16 protein-coding genes are annotated in these 20,294 nt (G+C 58.7%); 2 read left to right on the top strand and 14 right to left on the bottom strand.

Going from position 1 to position 20,294, the window contains the following annotated elements:
• Window positions 1-184: 184 nt before the first annotated feature.
• From QMO82_RS29830 to QMO82_RS29785, 10 genes are all read right to left on the bottom strand, one after another.
• Window positions 185-1,024, bottom strand: coding sequence for a dioxygenase (locus tag QMO82_RS29830; protein ID WP_183606256.1), 840 nt, complete (start codon window positions 1,022-1,024; stop codon window positions 185-187).
• A 114-nt stretch (window positions 1,025-1,138) separates the two neighbouring features.
• A complete protein-coding gene (locus QMO82_RS29825; RefSeq protein ID WP_183606255.1) occupies window positions 1,139-2,200 on the bottom strand; it encodes a maleylacetate reductase in 1,062 nt (353 codons plus the stop codon).
• Between the two features lie 92 nt (window positions 2,201-2,292).
• Window positions 2,293-3,177 (bottom strand): formyltetrahydrofolate deformylase, encoded by an 885-nt coding sequence (gene purU / locus QMO82_RS29820; protein WP_183606254.1) that lies wholly within the window; start codon window positions 3,175-3,177, stop codon window positions 2,293-2,295.
• 104 nt (window positions 3,178-3,281) lie between these two features.
• Complete coding sequence (locus QMO82_RS29815) at window positions 3,282-3,986, bottom strand: ABC transporter ATP-binding protein (RefSeq protein WP_183606253.1); 705 nt, start codon at window positions 3,984-3,986, stop codon at window positions 3,282-3,284.
• Window positions 3,979-4,728: an ABC transporter ATP-binding protein gene (locus QMO82_RS29810; RefSeq protein WP_183606252.1), complete on the bottom strand. Its 750-nt coding sequence runs from the start codon at window positions 4,726-4,728 to the stop codon at window positions 3,979-3,981. The genes QMO82_RS29815 and QMO82_RS29810 overlap by 8 nt, the downstream gene beginning before the upstream one ends.
• Window positions 4,725-5,714, bottom strand: coding sequence for a branched-chain amino acid ABC transporter permease (locus QMO82_RS29805; protein WP_183606251.1), 990 nt, complete (start codon window positions 5,712-5,714; stop codon window positions 4,725-4,727). The genes QMO82_RS29810 and QMO82_RS29805 overlap by 4 nt, the downstream gene beginning before the upstream one ends.
• A complete protein-coding gene (locus tag QMO82_RS29800) occupies window positions 5,711-6,574 on the bottom strand; it encodes a branched-chain amino acid ABC transporter permease (protein ID WP_183606250.1) in 864 nt (287 codons plus the stop codon). The genes QMO82_RS29805 and QMO82_RS29800 overlap by 4 nt, the downstream gene beginning before the upstream one ends.
• 68 nt (window positions 6,575-6,642) lie before the next feature.
• The gene (locus tag QMO82_RS29795; protein WP_272783449.1) at window positions 6,643-7,806 is read right to left on the bottom strand and encodes an ABC transporter substrate-binding protein; all 1,164 of its coding nucleotides are present in this window, start codon (window positions 7,804-7,806) and stop codon (window positions 6,643-6,645) included.
• Between the two features lie 255 nt (window positions 7,807-8,061).
• A complete protein-coding gene (locus QMO82_RS29790; protein WP_246718220.1) occupies window positions 8,062-9,045 on the bottom strand; it encodes a methylenetetrahydrofolate reductase in 984 nt (327 codons plus the stop codon).
• 51 nt (window positions 9,046-9,096) lie between these two features.
• Window positions 9,097-10,512, bottom strand: a complete 1,416-nt coding sequence (locus QMO82_RS29785) for an aminomethyl transferase family protein (protein ID WP_183606248.1) — start codon at window positions 10,510-10,512, stop codon at window positions 9,097-9,099.
• A 340-nt stretch (window positions 10,513-10,852) separates the two neighbouring features.
• On the opposite strand from QMO82_RS29785, the gene QMO82_RS29780 reads away from it, so the two are divergent.
• Window positions 10,853-11,272, top strand: a complete 420-nt coding sequence (locus QMO82_RS29780) for a MarR family winged helix-turn-helix transcriptional regulator (protein ID WP_183606664.1) — start codon at window positions 10,853-10,855, stop codon at window positions 11,270-11,272.
• Window positions 11,273-11,328: 56 nt separating this feature from the next.
• Window positions 11,329-13,011 carry an FAD-dependent oxidoreductase gene (locus tag QMO82_RS29775; RefSeq protein ID WP_183606247.1) on the top strand — a complete coding sequence of 561 codons (1,683 nt, stop codon included), beginning with the start codon at window positions 11,329-11,331 and terminating at the stop codon, window positions 13,009-13,011.
• A gap of 223 nt (window positions 13,012-13,234) precedes the next feature.
• Here QMO82_RS29775 and QMO82_RS29770 read toward each other — a convergent pair whose 3' ends face one another.
• The 4 genes from QMO82_RS29770 to QMO82_RS29755 form a co-directional block, all read right to left on the bottom strand.
• Window positions 13,235-16,207 (bottom strand): bifunctional [glutamine synthetase] adenylyltransferase/[glutamine synthetase]-adenylyl-L-tyrosine phosphorylase, encoded by a 2,973-nt coding sequence (locus QMO82_RS29770; protein ID WP_183606246.1) that lies wholly within the window; start codon window positions 16,205-16,207, stop codon window positions 13,235-13,237.
• Window positions 16,208-16,444: 237 nt separating this feature from the next.
• Window positions 16,445-17,854: a HAMP domain-containing sensor histidine kinase gene (locus tag QMO82_RS29765; protein WP_183606245.1), complete on the bottom strand. Its 1,410-nt coding sequence runs from the start codon at window positions 17,852-17,854 to the stop codon at window positions 16,445-16,447.
• Window positions 17,851-18,597: a response regulator transcription factor gene (locus QMO82_RS29760; RefSeq protein WP_183606244.1), complete on the bottom strand. Its 747-nt coding sequence runs from the start codon at window positions 18,595-18,597 to the stop codon at window positions 17,851-17,853. Before QMO82_RS29760 ends, QMO82_RS29765 begins: the two co-directional genes overlap by 4 nt.
• Window positions 18,598-18,672: 75 nt before the next feature.
• Window positions 18,673-20,271 carry a Do family serine endopeptidase gene (locus tag QMO82_RS29755; protein ID WP_183606243.1) on the bottom strand — a complete coding sequence of 533 codons (1,599 nt, stop codon included), beginning with the start codon at window positions 20,269-20,271 and terminating at the stop codon, window positions 18,673-18,675.
• Between the last annotated feature and the right edge of the window lie 23 nt (window positions 20,272-20,294).

Genomic DNA, 20,294 nt, shown 5'->3' with positions numbered 1-20,294 from the left:
GTTTTGAGACAACGACATCTGCCGAGCCGGCGCATGGCCAGCCTTGACGCCGGCAAGCTACTCTACAACGATATAGGTTGCCGGATCGAGTAGAGACATCCGCACGGCAACCTGCCCTTCTATTGCGTTCCCCCTCAGGCGCTGGCGGCTACGTTCTGGCTGGGCAAGATGGCAATTTGCACGCTCACGCTGGATTAAGGATAAAATCGAACGGTGATCGCCACTTGGTGATCCCGTCTACAAGCCGCTCATAAGGCGCAGTCAATGTGGACTTGACGCCAAATACCGCATCAGACGAGAGGTAGACGTCGTCCCCTACGAACGTGTGGGTGACAAGCTTTTGGTAGCCCGCTGCTGTGACGATATAATGCATGTGAGCAGGGCGATAAGGATGCCTGCCGAGCTGTTTCAGCATTTTACCAACCGGCCCGTCGTCGGGAATGGGATATGAAACCGGTTTGATTCCGATAAAGCTGTAGCGCCCCTCCGGACCTGTCACGAATATCCCGCGGTTATTCCATCGAGGCTGAAGCGAAGGCTGCTGCACATCGTAAAAACCATCGGCATTGTCTGACCATACATCGATACTTGCACCCTCAATAGGGTTGCCGCCGAGATCAGTCACCCTGCCCTCGAACAGACAGCTTTCGCCTTTGCCGTCGAGAGTGATACATTCGCCCATCTCATGACGTGGTGCTCCAAGCACGTGAAAAGGACCCAGCACCGTATTTTCCGTGGCGCCGGGTTGCCTGCGATTATTGATGGCGTCGACCAGCATGGACACCCCCAACGTGTCGGACAGGAGGATAAACTCCTGCCGTTGCTCGGAGCAGATTTTGCCCGTCTCCGTGAGAAAATCGATCGCGACCTCCCACTCCTCTTGTGAAAGTCGAGCCTCTTTGATGAAGGCGTGGAGATGCGTCACAAGACACGTCATGATTTCCCTCAAACGAGGATCGATGTCCGCGCCCATCCGCCCGTTTACCGCATCAACTGAGGCCTCTTCCGTGAAGTAACTAGTCATTGCTGCTCCTTTTGTGCTGGAAGAAGTCATCGTGGCTCACGTCGATGAGTGCGCCGGAATTTGCATGGAGGCCCGTTGTTTGGTCGCGGCCCATTGGAGGCAGTCCTTCGAGTATCAACCAGGCCTTACGCCTTCCCATGCATTCTGGAGTAGAGCCCGGATTGCGCCAACCTCCAGAGGACGGGGATTCCAGTAGGGATTGCGGACGGAAAGCGCCGCCACCTTATCAAGATCTTCACCTGTCACCCCCAGATCTCGCAGTCTCATGGGGGCGCCGATGCGAAGCGCAAAATCATAAAGACCCGTACCGGCGCCCGATGCTCCGAACAACTGCGCGACAGGGGCAAGCAATTCGGGAACAGCTTGTTCGGTATAGGCGATTGTGTGCGGCAGAAGGATCGCGTGAGTTTCTGCATGCGGCAGGTCGAAACTCCCGCCGAGCGTATGGCAAAGCTTGTGATGTAACGCCATGCCGACAGCTCCCAGAACGACACCGCAGAGCCAGGAACCGTAAAGGGCGTCTGCGCGGGCAGTGCGATCCCGGGGGCTTTCGACTATGGCAGGGAGGGCTCTCTGCAAAGCGGCGATGCCCTCCATCGCCATCATGGAGGCAATGGGATTGCGATCCTGGGCGTAAAGTCCCTCAACAGCGTGCGCCATGGCGTTCAGGCCACTCGTAACGCTCATCTTGACAGGGAGGTCGATGGTTAGTTCCGGATCATAAATGACTGTTTCCGGTAGGATCGATGAGCCGCGAACCGTGGTTTTGACCCCGTTTTCCGTCTGCCCTAAAATTGGCGTTACTTCGGAACCGGCATACGTCGTCGCAATGACAAGCTGCGGCGTATCGTTCCTGTAGGCAATGGCCTTTCCGAGGCCAATCGTTGATCCGCCACCCAGTGATAAAACACAGTCGGCACCGATCTCTTTGAAAAGAGAGAGCGCCTCCGTGGTCACGTCAACCGGCGTGTGCATGGCGGCACGGCTGAACACCCCAACAGCAAGGGACCCCAATGCCTTGGCGAGAGATCGAGCATCGTTGTCCTGATGAGGTGTCGACAGGACAAGCGCTCGGCTGCAGCCAAGCTGGCGCAATTCCTCGGCGGCGTTTGATATCGCCCCAAAGCCAAATATGATACGCGGTATATTGCTTTCATATCTGAATGGCTCACGCATCTTCTCCTCCTTGAGGCCGATTGAAACTGGGGTTCGCTACGCCTTCAATGATGCTAGTGCGATGTTTTCGCCGTCGATAACGCGCTCGCCCATCAGTCCATGCGCTCCGAAGCATAAGACCCGGGGCTTGGCTGGAAGACGACGGTGCGATTGCCGTTGATGAAGGTGCGGTGGTGGATGTGCGCATGGATGGCACGCGCCAGCACCTGACTTTCTACATCGCGGCCGAGTGAAACATAATCTTCCGCCGACTGGGCATGGGTGATGCGGACGGTATCCTGTTCGATGATTGGTCCCTCGTCGAGGTCGCCGGTGACGTAATGCGCCGTGGCGCCGATCAGCTTTACGCCACGCTGATAGGCCTGCTTGTACGGGTTGGCCCCCTTGAAGCTCGGCAAAAAGGAATGGTGAATGTTGATGATGCGGCCGGACATCTTGCTGCACATCTCGTCCGACAGGATCTGCATGTATCGGGCCAGCACGACAAGTTCTGTCCCGGTACTTTCGACCAGCCCCATGATGCGGGCCTCGGCCTCCGGCTTGTTGGTCTTCGTGACCGGTATATGGTGAAACGGAATATCGTGATTTACCACCAGCTTCTGATAGTCGAAATGGTTGGAGACGACGCCAACGATGTCGATCGGCAGTGCCCCAATCTTCCAACGGTATAATAGGTCGTTAAGGCAGTGGCCGAAGCGGGAGACCATTAGCAGGACCTTCATGCGGTCCTGCACATCGTGGAGCCTCCAATCCATGCCGAACTTCGTCGCTATGGGTTGGAAACCTTCCGCGAGCGCATCATGCACCATGACCTCTTCGGACAGGAAACTGACACGCATGAAGAACATGCCTGTGCCAAAATCGCCGAATTGTGAACTGTCGATGATGTTGCACCCCTGCGCGAACAGAAATCCAGATATTGCAGCCACGATGCCACGGGTTGTTTTGCAGGAAACTATCAGGACATAGCTCTTCATTCTTCACCGCACTCGATCAGGTTTAAGGCGAATAGATCGTCGAATTTCGATGAGGGTGACCAACTGGAGCGATGCGCTATCGAGGTTGGTCCAATACTCGGACGTCACGTGGCAGAGAGTCCGATGTACCGCTCCAGTTCAGCACGATTATTGGCCAATTTCGCCGTTTTTTCCTCAAAGACGATCCTCCCTTGGTCGAGTGCCACAACCCGATCCGCGAAGCTTAGCGCGGGGCCGATATGTTGCTCCACGAGAACGACGGTGCAGCCCTTGTCTGCGAGATCGCCAAAAACACCCATGAGCATTTCGCAAATCACGGGCGCCAGCCCCTCAAGCGGCTCGTCCAACAAGATAATTTCAGGCCCGCCAAGCAATGCACGGGCGATCGACAGCATCTGTTGCTCGCCGCCGGAAAGCTGGTGTCCGCCGTTAAACCGGCGTTCTTTTAATCTCGGAAACAGATCATAGGCTTCGTCTAGGGTTGAGCCGTTCCGCATCCCTGCGATGAGATTCTCTTCGACTGAAAGTGAGGGGAAGATATCGCGCGTTTGGGGCACGATTCCGATCCCCCGTCGCGCTCGCTCGTGAGCCTGAAGCCCGTCGATAGGCACGCCTCTCAATTTGATGCTTCCGGCATGCTGGCGGGTTTGCCCCATGACCGTCGCAAGCATGGTCGTCTTGCCGACCCCGTTGCGCCCGACGATCGCCAAGCGCTCGCCTTTTGAAACCTTGAGCGAAACGTTGCGGATAATGTGTGTGTCGCCATATCCCGCCACCACACCGTTCAATTCCAGCAGAGCATCAGTCATGGCCGCCCCCCAGATAAAGTTCCCGAACCTGCGAATTGGCGACCACTTCCTCCGGAGTGCCTTCCATCAAGATCGCACCATTGACCAGGACAATGATTCGATTGGCAACTTCAAAAACAAGCTGCATGTCGTGCTCGATGATGAGAACCGACAAATCTGCCGGAAGCCGCTTTATGGCTTCAACGATCAAATGGCTTTCAGTCGAAGGCACGCCTGCCGCAGGCTCATCAAGGATCAAGATCTTCGGCCGCGACGCCAATGTCAGCGCCAGTTCGACAAGCCGCTGCTGACCGTAGGCCAGCCCCCGCACGGGTTTATCTGCCAGAGGCGTCAACTCAAGATCCCGTAATAACTGCACAATCTCAAATTCTATCTCCGGTGTGCCGTCAGAACGGCAAAAAACCTTCTTCGTGCGGTGCTCCCTCTCCAATATTGGCAGGCGAATGTTTTCGCGAACCGTCAGGTCACGAAACAGATTGGTAATCTGAAAAGTTTTCGCAATGCCGGCACGAACGCGCTCGGCCTCCGACAGTCCGCCAATGCTTTTGCCATTCAGGAGGATCGTTCCCGATGTGGGCTTCAGGACGCCTGTCAACAGGTTCGCAAACGTTGTTTTACCTGCGCCGTTAGGCCCGATCAAAGCCGTCCTAGCCCCACCAGGCAGGGACAGCGTCAGGTTTCGTGCGACTTGCAGCCCCCCGAAATGCTTTGAAAGCCCATTGACAGCAAGACCGTCGATCATGATGCCCTCCTCGACAGACTAACCAGTCGATCTGGTAGTGAGACAAGTCCTTTTGGAAGGGCGAACACCACCACGAGAAGCATGAAGCCGATGACGAAAAGCCAGTTAAAGGGATCGATGCTCGCTGCTATGTGATGAACGATCATGAAGATGAGCGTGCCGATGAGCGCACCATAAAGACGTCCGGCTCCGCCAACTATCAACATCACCATGACATCAGCGGATAGAGAGAAGTTAAACACTTCGATCCCAACCAGCCCGGTCGCCTGTGCGGCCAATGCGCCTGCGATGCCTGCAATCGCTCCGGCGATGACGTACACCGTCACCTTGCGCCGATAGACGGGCGTTCCGATTGCGCGCATCCGACTGGCACTGCCTTCGATCCCACGAAGAGCGAGCCCAAACGGAGATCCAGCAAGAACGCGGCAGAACACCAATAGAGCGATCAGGATGCAGACGCAGTAGATGAACGCCACCTGCCCCACGAAGTCGAACTCGAACATTCCCAACAGTGGAGAGACAGTGATGCCGGCCAGGCCGTCGGCTCCGCCGGTTAGCCACCTCGCTTGCGAAGCGGTCTCCTGCAGCACCATGGTAACGGCAATGGATATCATCAGCAGCGCCACACCCTGAGCGCGCAAGAGCACGATTCCGGAGATCCAGGCAATCAAGGCGCCGGCAAATGCACCCGCAAAAAGCCCAATCAGAGGGTCTGGCGATAGGTGCAACGAAATAAGGCCAGCGGCATAAGCACCGCACCCGTACATGGCCGCGTGACCAAGCGTTGCGATGCCCGCATATCCCAGGATCAAGTCGAAGGAAAGCACGAATATCATCATTATGACGATGCGCGTCAAAAAGGCCAGATCGTAAGGGAACATGAAAAATGCGATGGCTGCTCCAAGCGAAACGAGCAGCACTGGCAGGAACGGCGCCAGCCATGCCGTTCGGCTACTGGTGGAGACTTGTGTCGCGGTGTCGGTCATTGTGCCCTTCCCATCAAGCCATGCGGACGAAAAGCAAGCAAAGCCGTAATCGCAAGAAAAAAGAAAATCGTGCCGACCCCTGGCAAGAGGTACCGGCCGGCGGTGTCCAAAATCCCAAGACCGAGCGCAGCAGCAAAGGAGCCTGGGATGCTTCCGAGCCCGCCCACCGAGACAACGATCAGAAACAGAACCATGTATCGGAGGGGATAATAAGCTTCTATGGGAAGCAGCTCGGCCCCGAGGATGCCTCCGACAGCGGCCAGCCCTGCCCCGATGGCAAAAGCAGCGAGATAGATCCGAGGCGTGTTGATCCCAAGCGCCGCGGCTGCGACCTTGTTATCGACAGCCGCGCGCAGATAGATCCCGAAGCGGGTTTTCTCCATCAGCAGCCAGAGCGCAGCCAGAACCATAACGCCGGAACTGATGACGACCATCCGATGAAGTGGAAGTGTCTTGAACCCGAGGTCGACGGCGGTGGTTAAAGACTGAGGCGTCCCCAACGGCAAGATTGTCGAGCCCAGGAAAAAGTTCACAGTAGCAATCATCAGGAAGACGATGCCGATCGTTGCCAAGACCTGGCCAAGCTCGTTGAAACCGTAGATGTGACGGTAAAGCAATCGCTCCAACAGCACCGCAACCAGGACAATAAGAACGACGGCCGCCAAGGATGCAGCCCAAAAGGAAATGCCAATGCGCGTGCTAAGGACATGGACGGCCGCACCTCCGAGAAGTGCGAAGCCTCCATGGGCCAGGTTGATGATCCGCATGAGTCCCATTGTGATCGAGAGCCCGACGGAGATCATAAACAGTATCATCCCGTAGGCGATGCCATCGACAAAAATGCTGAGAATGACCGACATTCGATACCTATCGACTGGAAGCAGCTGGAGGATGCGTGGCGGGATCAGTCCCGCCACGTGACAACGGCTTATGGATTGAATCCAAGATCGGGAACGTTGGCGATCGTCTCAAATTCTTTATTGATCAAGGTGCCGTCCGGCGCTTTCTCAACGCGTCGGATATAGACGTTCTGCACAACGTGACGTGAAACGGGATCAATCTTCACAGGTCCGCGCGGGCTCTCCCACTCCATGCCTTTAGCGGCCTCGACCGCTTTTTGCCCATCCGTTCCAGCTGCCTTGATCATCTTGTAGATCAGGTCGACACCATCGTAAGCGCCTACCGAGGCCATGTTGGCACGCGACCCTGGATGAAGCTCCTTCAGTTTGGCAACAAAGCTCTTGTTGAGGGCGGAGTCATGCGCTTCAGAGTAGTGATAGGCGGTGACCAAGCCAATCGCCTGATCGCCCAGCGCATCGATCGTGGTTTCATCGGTTTCACCGGTGCCATAGAAGGAAATGCCGGCCGCTTTGAGCCCATTCTCGTTGTAGGCCTTGGTGAAGGCGAACGTTGCCGGGCCTACAGGCAAGAACGCAAATACTGCGTCTGCACCAGAGGTCTTGATTCGTTGGATGAACGGCGCAAAATCCGTCGTCTGCATAGGCATGCGGATTTTTTCGACAACTGTGCCGCCGTTCTTTTCAAAAGAGGAAGAGAAGGCCGCTTCTGCATCAATACCTGGGCTGTAGTCGGATACGGCCGTCACGACCTTCTTGGCGCCACTCTTTGCGGCCCACTGCGCAGCGGGTTGCGCTAGTTGGGATAACGTAAAGCTTGTCCGGAGGAAAAAATCCGATTGCTTGTTAATCGACGATGTTCCCGCATTGAAAATGACCGCAGGCACTTTAGCCTGCTTCGTCAAGGGGGCGACAGCCACGGCGTTTGGCGTGAAGTCAAAGCCCGCAAGATATTTCACACCTTCGCGCACCAAAAGTTCCTGAGCCGCGGCTTTGCTCGCGTCGGCGTTCGGGCCGCCCACGTCCTTGTAGATAAACTCAACCTTGTTGCCGGCAACTTCATCTCCATGCTGGGCAACGTAGACATCGATCGCTTCACGGAACTGCTTACCCCAGATAGCGTTCGGTCCCGAAAATGTCGCGATGACCCCGACCTTGATGGTCTCAGCCCAAGCCAACGTACTTGTGGTCGACAGCACGGCGGTTGCCACGGCGCAGAGCGCCAATTTGGTAATCTTCATAGGTTCCTCCCTCCCGGAAAAGCGTCCGGACGCACTCGGCACAAAAGCCGCTCTCCTCATTCAATATTCGTACGGAAGCCGTACTTTAATTGTCAAGCCAACGCCTCTTAGCGGCGGACTTTGACCATGCCGAACAACGCTTTTCCTCGAGGCGTTCGGCAATTTTTTGCTCCCCTGCTCATCAATTTCGTGCAACATCGTCATCGATCCGAACCATATTCTTGTCCGGATCTGTTGCAGTGGCAGTTTTCACGTCTGGTAGCTCCGTATCCACTCCACGGATTTTCGAACGCCGCCGAAGGGGTAGAAGTGCAGGCGGACATCGCCATAAGCTTCATCGACCAGAGCGTTGGCGTAATCGTCAACCAACACGTCAGGTCCGGCGCTAGTCAATAGCTGCGTGATCGACAGTCCGTACTTTCTAAAGACCGCTGTCGAGGCGGAAACCCCACAGACTGCCGCGAACCTCAGCAGCGTTCTGACGCTTGCGGGCCCCGGAATACCGACATGGATGGGCACCGTGATGCCTTTGCTGCGGATGCCGGCTATCCAATCCAACACTGGCTCCGCGCTGAACGTGAACTGGGTGAAAATCGACCATTCAAGATTGAGGGCTTCGAGAATTTGTCGTTTTTCCAAAAGCGCGTTGGTAAGGGTGGCGGAAGTTTGAGAAGGATGCCCCTCCGGATGCCCCGCTATAGCGACATGTCTTATTCCATGCTGTTCCAGGACACTGCTACGCAAGATCGTAGCGGTGTCCTGAAAGGCGCCTTTGGGAGGATCAAGGTCACCAGCAAGTATAAGCAAACGTGCCACCTGTGCTTCACGAACGAAGTTCGAAATGACATCGGACAGCTCGGCCTCCGTGCCAATCCGTCTTGCCGCTATGTGCGGCATAGGTTCGCAACCAAGCTGGCGTACCGTCTTCGCCGCCACTATCCGATCATGCTCGCTGTCGGAGGGAAGGTAGGGGACCGATATAATCGTGCCCTTGGGGATGTCGCCAGACAAGGCTGACAACTGCGAGGCGTCCTTTGCTGTGACTTCGAGCGAAAATCTCTCGAGCGCATCGCGGTATTCAAGTTTACTCTTCAAGCCCAAGTTGACCATGCCGATCCCTTTCCGCCGGCATTTACGCAAGCGGATTTCCAATTTGGCTTCAGATAGAATAGCTTTCGTATAGTTCGTGAGCGCTCTTCGGACCTGACCGGTCCGACGAACAAGCAGTTTCAACTTCGAGCTCCACCTGAACGTCGGTCCAGGCGGAACAAGTTCACGCTATATTCAGCTAATCGTTGCGCGCTTCATCTTTTGAACCGAGCTCGCATAAGGGACCGGCGCCACAATAGCCCGGACCTTAAACTGTTCATGTTTTTCGACATGCGGCTTACGGGATCCGCCAGAGGGCTCGCCCCAGGTCAATGTAACCTCGGTTCCGGGCAATGCGCTCTGCGCGTTGAGCATAGCGAGCGACAGCATCTCGCCTTCGTTATTGCTATAACCGCAATGACATGAGTGGCCCACGAGCTCGCCATCGAGGCCGCGGACTTCGTCAAACTGGGGCCAGCCGTAATATGCAACCGGCAGGTCTATGGCCTTGTAACGGGGACCATCACCAAGTGCCGAGGCAAAGATTGCAGCAACGTCATCCCGGTTCCACACGAGCGTGACTTTCTGGCGGCGCTTCTCAGCCGGCAGCGATTCCAGCGCTTCACGCCCGATGAAGTCATGATCGAACTTCAGGATGTGGCCGTAGCCTAGATCCCACGGCGTCACGTAATAATCTTCAATATTCTCGGAAACAAAGCTTCCGCCGAGTTGGGCGTTCGCTTCCCAACCCTTTTCCGACAGCCATTCCCTGAAATCGCGAAGTTCGTCACCGGTGTAGATCCCCGGCAATGGATAGGGCATCCAGCCGAACTCGAAGATGGTGCTGAAATAGGTCTTGGTCCCACCCTGCTTCAAGCCATGCTTCGCGCCCGCGTCGAGAAGCGCGGTCCGCACTTTGTCCATCTCTTCATAAGGCCCAGAGAGTTCGGCGCCCAGATGACCTGCCATCCCATGACGCAGAACCAGAACCTCGCATCCTCCAATCCATACCTTGGCGGTCTTGAAGAATGCTATCTCCGGAGCCCCGCCCTCAACAGCGGCATTGAAGATAAGACCGGCATTCGGACCCTCCAACTGAAAACGATAGAACCAACGTCTTCCGGTCGGATTATACGGCGTTGGATCGTCGCGCTCGATGGTCACGTTATAACCGCCGCGCTCGGCGTTGTATTGAACCCAATTCAGGACCGGCATGCCGCTGATCAATTCAAAAGTCTCGTCCCCGCGTCTGTAGATGACACAATCGCCAATGACGTGGCCGCGAGGTGTGCAGGCAACAAACTGCTTGGCCCGGTCGTTGGTAAAGTTCGCCAAGCTATTGATGCCCAGACGTTCAAGCAGCTTGAACGCATCCGGGCCTTTGAGCATGAGTTCGGGCATGTGATGGGATTGATCGAACAGGATGGCAGTTTCCCGCCAAGCTCTCTGTTCGTCTCGCCAATTCGTGAACTCCGGCGGGATGAACGCAGCCGTAAGGCCGGTTCTCGCCCTGTAGTGAGGCGCCAGGGTATCGTTGTAAAAATACTCGACAAGATTTCGTTTCTCGTCCACCAAGTTTTGCAGCGATCTTCCGCCGTTCGCTTTGACCATTATAAAAGCATCCTCCTCACCCCGTTTTCATTTCTCGGCGTCGGCTTGAAGCGCTCGGGCTCACGCCCATCGAGAGTCTTCTGCGCACTCAGTCCGCCGTTCCAGATCGCTGCGAGAGCAATCGCGCTCCCAAGCGCATCCTCCTCTTAAACGCTGCTGGACATCCGATTTTTAGTTCGGATGCCTGACCATATAATTTTGTTTTGATGTGTGTCAATCATTTTGAAATAGGGCTGGAAAAATAGGTTCGTGAACTCTACTCGTGTAAAACAACGACTTTTGAAGGTGGCATAAAATGATTTTACGCAACGCGTGGCGCAGGAACAACATCGGTCGCCGGATGAACGAAGCCGTCAGGATTTTCGAAAATCGAATTATCGAACATCTTAAGATCCACGGACATGCGGAACTAACCTCGGCGCACATCAACCTTACGCGAAACCTCGACGAGGACGGCACGAGGCTGACCGAACTTGCCAGGCGCGCGTCTTTGACCAAGCAGTCGATGAGCGAGTTGGTCGATCAAGTCGAGCGCACCGGCCTCATTGAAAAGCGGCCCGATCCTGCTGACGGCCGGGCAAAGCTGGTGTGCTTCACGGACAAAGGTTTCGAATGGCTTGAGGCCTTTCACCAAAGTTTGGACGTCGCAGAAAACGAAATGCGCAATGAGCTTGGTGTAGCGATGGTCGACCTCATGGTTGAAGCTCTGGGGAAATACGTCGAAGGTCAGCATGGAAAGGACAGCGACGCAGCCGGTTGACATTGGTCTGGTTTCCTTACTAAATCTGACGATATGCGGATTTGGGAGGTTTAATCGTGACTCATGAAGTTTACGACGTCGTCATCGCGGGCGGCGGCCCGTTCGGACTGATGCTGGCAAATGAGCTTGGTCGCCGGGGTATTTCCGCGGTGCTCTTTGATGAGAAATCCTCGACCGCCTTCAATCCGCAGGCGAACGCCACTCAGGCGAGAACAATGGAGCACTTTCGCCGGCTCGGGTTCGCCGAAGAGATCCGCGCGCTTGGAATGCCTGAGGATTTCCCGACAGATATCGCATATTTCACACGCTTTGCTCGCCACGAGCTGGCGCGCTTCCGCCTCCCCTCAGCCAGAGAGGCCCGAGAAAAGGTCCTGACGATGACAGGATCCTGGAGTGCCGCCGAACTGCCGCACAGGGTCTCTCAGAAATTCGTCGAACGCGTTCTTCGCAAGCACGCTGAGGCGCTGGCGACGATCTCCGTGAATTATGGCTGGCGGGTGTGCGAGTTCAACGATACCGGCGACGCCGTGACGGTAATCGCCGGCGCTGTGGAGGGAGGGGCGACGCGTGTGGTCCGTTGCAAATACCTTGTCGGAGGGGATGGCGCCCGAAGCACTGTTCGTAAGGCACTCGGCATCCGACACCAAGGCGACGGCGGCGCTGTCAGGGATTTCTTCGGAGGCAAAATGTTTGCCCTCTATCTGCGCTGCCCGCAATTTTACGAGGTCGTTCCGTTCCCACCCGCCTGGATGAACGTCGCCTTCAATGACGAGCGCCGCGCGTTCATGGCAGCGGTCGACGGTCAGGGCGAGTTCGCTTTTCATACGCAATTGAAAGACGGCGAGCGTGAAGAAGACATTTCCGACGAACAGGCCATCTCTATGTTTCAAGCGGCAGTGGGATATCCGCTTGATGCGGAAATCCTGTCTCGTGGCACGTGGACAGCCGGCTATGCGCTCGTTGCCGAGAAATTTCAGGTGGGTCGGGTATTCCTTGGCGGCGACGCGGTTCACCTCTTCACTCCCGCAGGCGGCCTCGGCTACAATACGGCGGTCGATGACGCGGTGAACCTGGGCTGGAAGCTCGCCGCGGTGATCAAGAAAAGCGCTTCTCCATTCCTTCTTGACACATATGAACTGGAGCGGCGCCCTGTCGCCATCAGGAATACCGGGTTCGCGAAGAAGTTCGCCGAGTCGATCGGGAACTACTCGCCGAAGGCCGGTCTGGAGACAGAGTCCGAACTCGGGTCGGAGTTGCGCAAGGAAGCTGGCACGTACCTGGAAGCTCATGGGCGGGCAGAGTTCAACATACCAGGTGTGACTTTCGGCGCCCGCTACGACCACTCCCCGGCGATCTTCTCTGAAGCAGGCGAGTCGGGATCGGATCTTCCGGATGTTTATACGCCCACGGCATCTCCAGGTGGCAGAGCACCCCATGTGTGGCTCGACGCCCGGACGTCCCTGTTCGATCGATTTGGATTTGAATGGACACTCCTTAGGCTTCGCCCGTCTTCCTGCAAGGGAGACGAGATTGTCGCGGCAGCCTCAACCGCCGGATTGGAGGTTACTGTCGTCGATATCGATTCAGATCAACTTCTCGAACTTTATCGTGACCCCCTTGTGCTTATCAGGCCTGATCAAGTCGTCGCTTGGCGCGGCGATGAACATGCTGAGGCAACAACGATAATCAAGAGAGTTTTAGGCTTCACTTGTTCCCAGGAGGAACGTGCTGCCGGGTGAGGCAGCTAGCTGTGAGCTTTCAGGAGGTCGTCCATTCGATCCCGGTCGAGAAAGCTGAGGTTGTCAAAGCTTCAGTGATTCTCGGAGGACCGAATAAACATTCACAAGAATGCCCGTCTGACGCCACTGCGTCGAGAGGAGATGGCGCGCGCCGTTGTTGAAGGCCGCTTTTCCAAAGCCCATGCTTGGGATAATTCTCGTGGTCACTCCATCTGATGTGAAATCATGTGTTGGAATTGCCGGGTCGCACGACATTCTGGAATATCTTCCTGACCGCTTTCGAAAGCCGCTTCACTTCCCCTTCCAGCGTCCTGATGTCAGGGCAGTCGCCGGCGCGGCAGACGAGTTCGACGAGGCCGACCGGCGCGTCCTTCGGGTCGAACTGACCGTCTATGCAGAGGCGGATCAGCTGCGAAAGGCCGGTATAAAGGGCTGAAGCCTCGAGGCAGATGTCGAGATCGGCCGGCGCCATCAGCCTGTCGCCAAGCACCTTCAGGGCCTCGCCGGTACTCAGCCCGTTGACGGCGATGCCGGCACCCTTGGTGGGAGCGATCAGCGCCAGGTACTGGGCGATGAATTCCAGATCGATGACGCCGCCGGGGATCAGCTTCAGGTCCCATGGGCCGGAGGGCGGCTTTTCCTTGTCGATCAGTTCGCGCATCTCGGCGACATCATGCGCCACCTTGGCGATATCGCGATCGGCCGACAGCACTTCCCGGACGACATGTTCCGTCTCGGCGATCAGGCTGTCATCGCCCGAGATCAGCCGGGCACGGCTGAGCGCCATATGCTCCCAGGTCCATGCCTCCTGGCGCTGGTACTTGCCGAAAGCGTTGATGCGCGTGGCGACCGGCCCCTTGTTGCCGGAGGGACGCAGCCGCATGTCGACCTCATAGAGCACTCCTTCGGCAGTCGGCGCCGACAGGGCGGCGATCAGCCGCTGGGTGAAGCGGGTGAAATAACGCGTCGCGTCGAGCGGCTTCGGCCCGTCGGATTCGCCAGCCGCTTCGTCGTAATCATAGAGCAGGATCAGATCGATGTCTGAACCGGCCGTCAGCTCGAAGCTGCCGAGCTTGCCCATGCCGGCGACAGCGATGCGGCCGCCGGGGTAATCGCCGTGGGCGGCCCGCATCTCGCTCACCACGGCATCGAGCGCGGCTGCAATGATGAGGTCGGCGAGATGGGTAAAGGCGCGTGCGGCCATCGCGCCGTTGATTGCGCCCGTCAGCAGGCGGATACCGATCAAGAAGCGCTGCTCGGCGGCGAAGATGCGCAGGCGGTCGAGCACCTCTTCATAGTGGCGCGCCTGGGCAAGCGAGCCTTTCAGCCGTTCGCTGAGATAATCGCGGGTCGGCAGCTCAGCCATCAGGCCGGGATCGAGCATGCCGTCGAAGACATGCGGCCTGGCGGCGATCACCTCGGCAAGCCGGGGGGCTGAGGACATGATGTTGACGATCAACGACAGCAATGCCGGGTTGCTGCCGAGCAGCGAGAAGAGCTGGATGCCGGAGGGAAGGCCCGAGATGAAGCTGTCGAAACGCAGCAGCGCCTCGTCGGCGCGGTTGCTTTCGCCGAAAACCCGCAAAAGCTCCGGCGCCAGTTCCGTCAGCCTTTCGCGCGCCTCGACCGATTGCGTCGCGCGGTAGCGGCCGTAGTGCCAGGTGCGGATGATGCGGGAAATGTCGGATGGCCTGGTAAAGCCGAGTTTCTTCAGCGTCTCCAGCGTATCGGGATCGTCGCCCTGGCCGGTAAAGACGAGATTTCCGGTGTCGGTGGAAAGCTTACTCTCCTGCTCGAACAGGTGGGCATAACGGCGCTCCACCGTCTTCAGCACGCCGACCAGCCGCTCGGCGAAGCTCGGCGTGTCGGTGAAACCCATCATGAAGGCGATGCGCTTCAGGTCGGCATCGGTCTCCGGCAGCAGGTGGGTCTGCTCGTCGCGCACCATCTGGATCCGATGCTCGACGTCGCGCAGGAACCAGTAGGCCTCGGTCAGTTCGTCGCGGGTCTTCGCGTCGATCCATTTCGCCTTGGTGAGTTCACCGAGCGTCTCTTCCGTCGCCCGGCCGCGCAGTGCCGGCATGCGGCCGCCGGCGATCAGCTGCTGCGTCTGGACGAAGAATTCGATCTCGCGGATGCCGCCGCGGCCGAGCTTGACGTTATGGCCTTTGACCGCGATCGCGCCGTGGCCCTTATGCGCGTGGATCTGCCGCTTGATCGAATGAATATCTGCGATCGCCGCGTAATCGAGATATTTGCGGAAAACGAAAGGGGAAAGCCCGCGCAGGAAATCGGCGCCGGCTGCAAGATCGCCTGCAACGGCGCGCGCCTTGATGAAGGCGGCCCGCTCCCAGTTCTGGCCCCTGCCCTCATAATAGATCATCGCCGCGTCGACCGGGATCGCCAGCGGCGTCGAGCCGGGATCGGGACGCAGTCTGAGATCGGTGCGGAAGACGTAGCCATCCGCGGTGCGCTCCTGCAGGATGCGCACCAGCCGGCGCATCATCCGGGGGAAGATTTCGATCGCGTCATCGCGGTGGGGCACGATGCCGGCCTCTTCGTCGAAGAAGACGACGAGGTCGATATCGGAGGAATAGTTAAGCTCGCATGCACCGAGTTTGCCCATGCCGAGAACAATCAGCCCCGAGCCGTCGCTGGGGGCCGCCGGATTCCGCAGCCTGAGCTTTCCGCTCTCATGCGCCGATAGCAGCAGATGGTCGATCGCGGCAGCAACCGAAGCCTCGGCAAGCTCGCTCAGCCAGGCCGTCGTCGCCCGCCCGTCGAAGATGCGCGAGAGGTCGCCGAGCGCGACGAGGAAGGCCACCTTGCGCTTGATGATGCGCAGCCTGCTCATCACCACGGATTCCGCCGACGCGGCGTCCTCGTCGTCCGGCCGCCAGCAGCCCCTGGCCTCGGCGACCAGCGCCTCGATCTGCGGCTCCAGCGGCTCGGTGATGGCGCCGGCGAGCACGGCCGGGTCGAGATTGACGATTTCGCGCAGATAGGGCGACAGCGTCAGCGCCGCGGCGATGAAATCGCGAAGCGGGCCCTCGGTCTTCAGCATCGCAGCCACCGGCGGCTCGTTTCTGCCGGCCTCCTGAAGGTCGGCCAGAGCCAGCTTCAACTCCGTCTGGTTCAGCGGACGCAACAGCCCTTCGGCGACGTCCTTCAGGCCATGCGTCGATTTCGTCAGCATGCGCTCTCCCTGTTTTACAGCGCCGCGCGTCTTTTAAGACGCGCAAAGGACGCTATAACACTTTGAATTGCTGCATAATTTTATCTTCAAATCGATTCCGATTTAAGGAATTATGCAGTGCACCTCAGGAAACGACCACGCAGAATCGCAGTCCGCGCCTTCGATCGACATTAAACTAGGGTTTTGGCGGAAAACCGCCAATACGCGATTCAACCGATCGTATTTCGGCGGAAGAGATCAGGCAGCCTTGGCAGGGAAAATCATGCTGACGGTCAATCCGCGCTGTTCGGGCTTGTCGGGGTCGGTATCGGAGAGCTCCAGCCGGCCGTTGTGCAGCTCCATCACCGCTTCCACCAGCGAAAGGCCGAGCCCGGTCCCGGGCTTCGAACGGCTTTCATCGAGGCGGACGAACCGCTTCACCACGTCATCGCGCCTGTCGGCCGGAATGCCTGGGCCATGGTCGGCGACCGACAGGCAGATGCCGTCCGCGCGGCGGGCAAGCTTCAGCGACACTGTGCCGGCCCCGTCCGTATCGGAGGAATATTTGATCGCATTGTCGAGCAGGTTGAAGATCGCCTGACCGATCAGCTCGCGATTGCCCTGCACCTCGACACCGGGTTCGACGCTGGCGCTGAGATCAAGACCGGCCTCCTCGGCCGCCGGTTCGTAAAGCTCGGCGCTGTCGGAGACGATCGCCGAAAGCTCCACCGGCGACATTTCCGCCGCCACCGACCCGGCCTCGACGCGGGAGATCATCAGCAGCGCGTTGAAGGTGCGGATCAGCTGGTCCGATTCGGAAATGATGCCTTCGAGCGCGGTGCGGCGCGTCTCGCCATCTGATATATCGAGCGCATCGGCCGCCTTGTTGCGCAGCCGCGTCAGCGGCGTCTTCAGGTCGTGGGCGATGTTGTCGGAGACCTGCCTGAGGCCCTCGTTCAGCTTCTCGATGCGCTCCAGCATGGTGTTCAAAGACATCGACAAGCGGTCGAATTCATCGCCGGATCCGACGACCGGCAGGCGCTGCGAGAGGTCGCCGGCCATGATCTTCTTGCTGGCATCCGACATGCGGTCGATGCGTTTCAGCGCGTTGCGGCCGATGGCGAACCAGATGATGATCGCACCGAGCCCCATGATCGCCAAGGCCACCATCAGCGCCTGGCGCACCAGCAGACGGAAACGCTCGGGATCACCAAGGTCGCGACCGATCAGGATCCGCAAGCCGTTGTCGAGCACGAATATATTGGCGATCGCCTTGTGGCGGCGCTCAATGCCGCTGTCGGTATAGCGCTGATAGATGAAGGGCGCCGAGGTCCAGCCGATTTCCTCGAAAACACCCGGCTGCACCGAGGCGACGTTGCCGGCGAGAATATCGCCCGAGGGACCGGCGATGATGTAAAGATTGGCGCCCGGCTGGCGGGCGCGCCGCTCCATCGTGCGCAGCAGAAGGTTCATGCCGCCGGTGTCATAGGCGCGCTGGACCTGCTCCACCTCCTGTTTGACGGCGTCGCGGATCTGGCCGGTCAGCAGCCGTTCCGACATCGCCGTCACATAGAAGACGAGCGTCGCGGCGCAGATGGCGAAAAGCAGGATATAGAGTGCCGAAAGGCGGACTGCGGTGGACTTGAAGAGAACCCTGAAACGGCTCATCCCTCGTCCTTGATCATGTACCCCGCGCCCCGAATGGTCTTCAGGAGCGGCTGGCTGTAGTCCTTCTCGATCTTCGAGCGCAGACGCGAGACGTGGACGTCGATGACGTTGGTCTGCGGGTCGAAGTGATAATCCCAGACGTTTTCGAGCAGCATGGTGCGGGTCACCACCTGGCCGGCATTCTTCATCAGATATTCGAGCAGGCGGAATTCGCGCGGCTGCAGCAGGATCTCCCTGCCGCCGCGGCGCACCTCATGGGAGAGCCGGTCGAGTTCGAGATCGGCGACGCGATAGACGACATCCTGATCCGGCGTGCCCTTGCGGCGGCCGAGCACCTCGACGCGGGCCAGCAGCTCGCTGAAGGCATAGGGCTTCGGCAGATAGTCGTCGCCGCCGGCGCGCAGGCCGGTGACGCGGTCGTCGACCTGGCCGAGGGCCGAGAGAATGAGAACCGGCGTATGGATCGCCTTGCGGCGCAGCTCGCTGATGACCGAGAGCCCGTCGCGGCGCGGCAGCATGCGGTCGATGACGATGACGTCGTAGGTATTCTCCGACCCCATAAACAGGCCGGCCTCGCCGTCGCTGGCGTGATCGGCGACAATGCCCGCCTCGCGAAAGGCTTTCGTTAGGTAGACCGCGGCTTCGAGATCATCTTCGATGATGAGAATCTTCATGCGGCCGACATTACCCACCGGCTGCGTTTCGGCAAGGCTCAAAGCATCTTCCTGCGGGGCGGCGCTCATCGCGATCATCCTTCAAAGGTCAGAAGAAACGAGCCGCGCGGACTTTCGTCCGCGCGGCTCCTGTTTTCTCAAAGATCAGCCCTGGCCATTGATCGGAAGTGCTACGAAACGGCTTCCTTCGCTCGACTGGATCTGGAAGAGCGCCCGGGTGCGGCCGTCCTTCTTGGCCTGGTTCAGCACCTTGACGACATCGGCGGGGCTGGAAACCTCCTGGTTGTTGACCGAGGTGATCTTCTCGCCTTCCTTGATGCCCTTGTCGGCGGCGTCGGAGTCCGGATCGATGCCTGTGATCGCCAGGCCCTTGCCGTCATCGGAAGGGCCGACCGTCAGGCCGAGATCGGCAAGCGCCTTCTCGGAAGCCGGTGCCTCAGGCTGCTGCGGCTGGTTGTTGTCGTCGGCAGACGCATCCTTCTGATCGGCCGGCAGCGTGCCGAGTTCCACGGTCAGGGACTGGGCCTTGCCGGCGCGCCAGACCGAGAGCTCGACCTTGCTGCCCGGCTGCATCGCACCGATGCGGCGGCTGAGATCACGGGCATCCTTGATCGTTTCACCGTTCAGCGCCGTGACGACGTCGCCAGCCTTCATGCCGGCCTTGTCCCCCGGCGATCCGGACTGCGGGGCGACGACGAGGGCGCCGCTCGGCTCGGAAAGACCGATGGATTCGGCGATATCCTTGGTCACCGGCTGGATCTGCACGCCGAGCCAGCCACGCGAGACCTGGCCGTCCTTCATCAAATCGGCGACGACGTCCTTGGCGGTCGAGGCCGGAATGGCGAAGGCGATGCCGACGCTGCCGCCGGACGGCGAGAAGATCGCGGTGTTGATGCCGACGACTTCGCCGCTGAGGTTGAAGGTCGGACCGCCGGAGTTGCCGCGGTTCACGGCAGCATCCACCTGCAGGTAATCGTCATAGGGGCCGGAGCCGATATCGCGGCCGCGGGCCGAAACGATGCCGGCCGTGACCGTGCCGCCGAGGCCGAAGGGGTTGCCGACGGCAACGACCCAGTCGCCGACGCGGACATTGTTATCGTCGGCCCAGTTGACGTAGGTGAACTTCTTGCCCTTGCCGTCGACCTTCAGCACGGCGAGGTCGGTGCGCGGATCCTTGCCGATCAGCTTGGCATCGAGCTCGGTGCCGTCATTCATCACGGCGACGAAGGCCTGGCCATCGGACACGACGTGGTTGTTGGTAACGATGTAGCCGTCCTCGGAGATGAAGAAGCCGGAGCCCTGGGCGACCGGGCGCAGACGACCCTTGCCGCCCGGACCATTCGGGCCGCCCGGACCGCCGGGGCCATTCTGGCCGAAGCGCCGCTGATGACCCTGCTGGTCATTCGGATCCTGGCCGAACTGCTTGAAGAAGCGCTTCAGCGGATGATCGTCGGGAAGGTCGTCGAAGCCACGGCCGTTAAAGTCGAAGGAGAAGCCGTCATTGTTGTCGGAGACGGGATTGACGCGATTTTCGACCCGGACGGAGACGACGGCCGGCGAAACGGCATCGACGACGTTGGCGAAGCTCGGGACAGCAGGTGCTTGAACCTTGACGGCTTCGGCATAAGACCGGGTGATTTCGAGCGGAACGCCGGTTGCGAGCACAGCGGCTGCGATACCGGCGACGGTAGAAGCCTTGAGCACAGTGGCGAGGGACGGACGTCCGTTGAAATTCTTGAGCATTGGAGCACCTTCTCTTGTTCTTA

The organism is Rhizobium sp. BT04 (genome assembly GCF_030053135.1).
In the GTDB taxonomy this organism is placed as follows: Bacteria; Pseudomonadota; Alphaproteobacteria; order Rhizobiales; family Rhizobiaceae; genus Rhizobium; species Rhizobium binxianense.
Note: the sequence above shows the minus strand (reverse complement) of the source record. Positions and strands in the feature narration are given on the sequence as shown.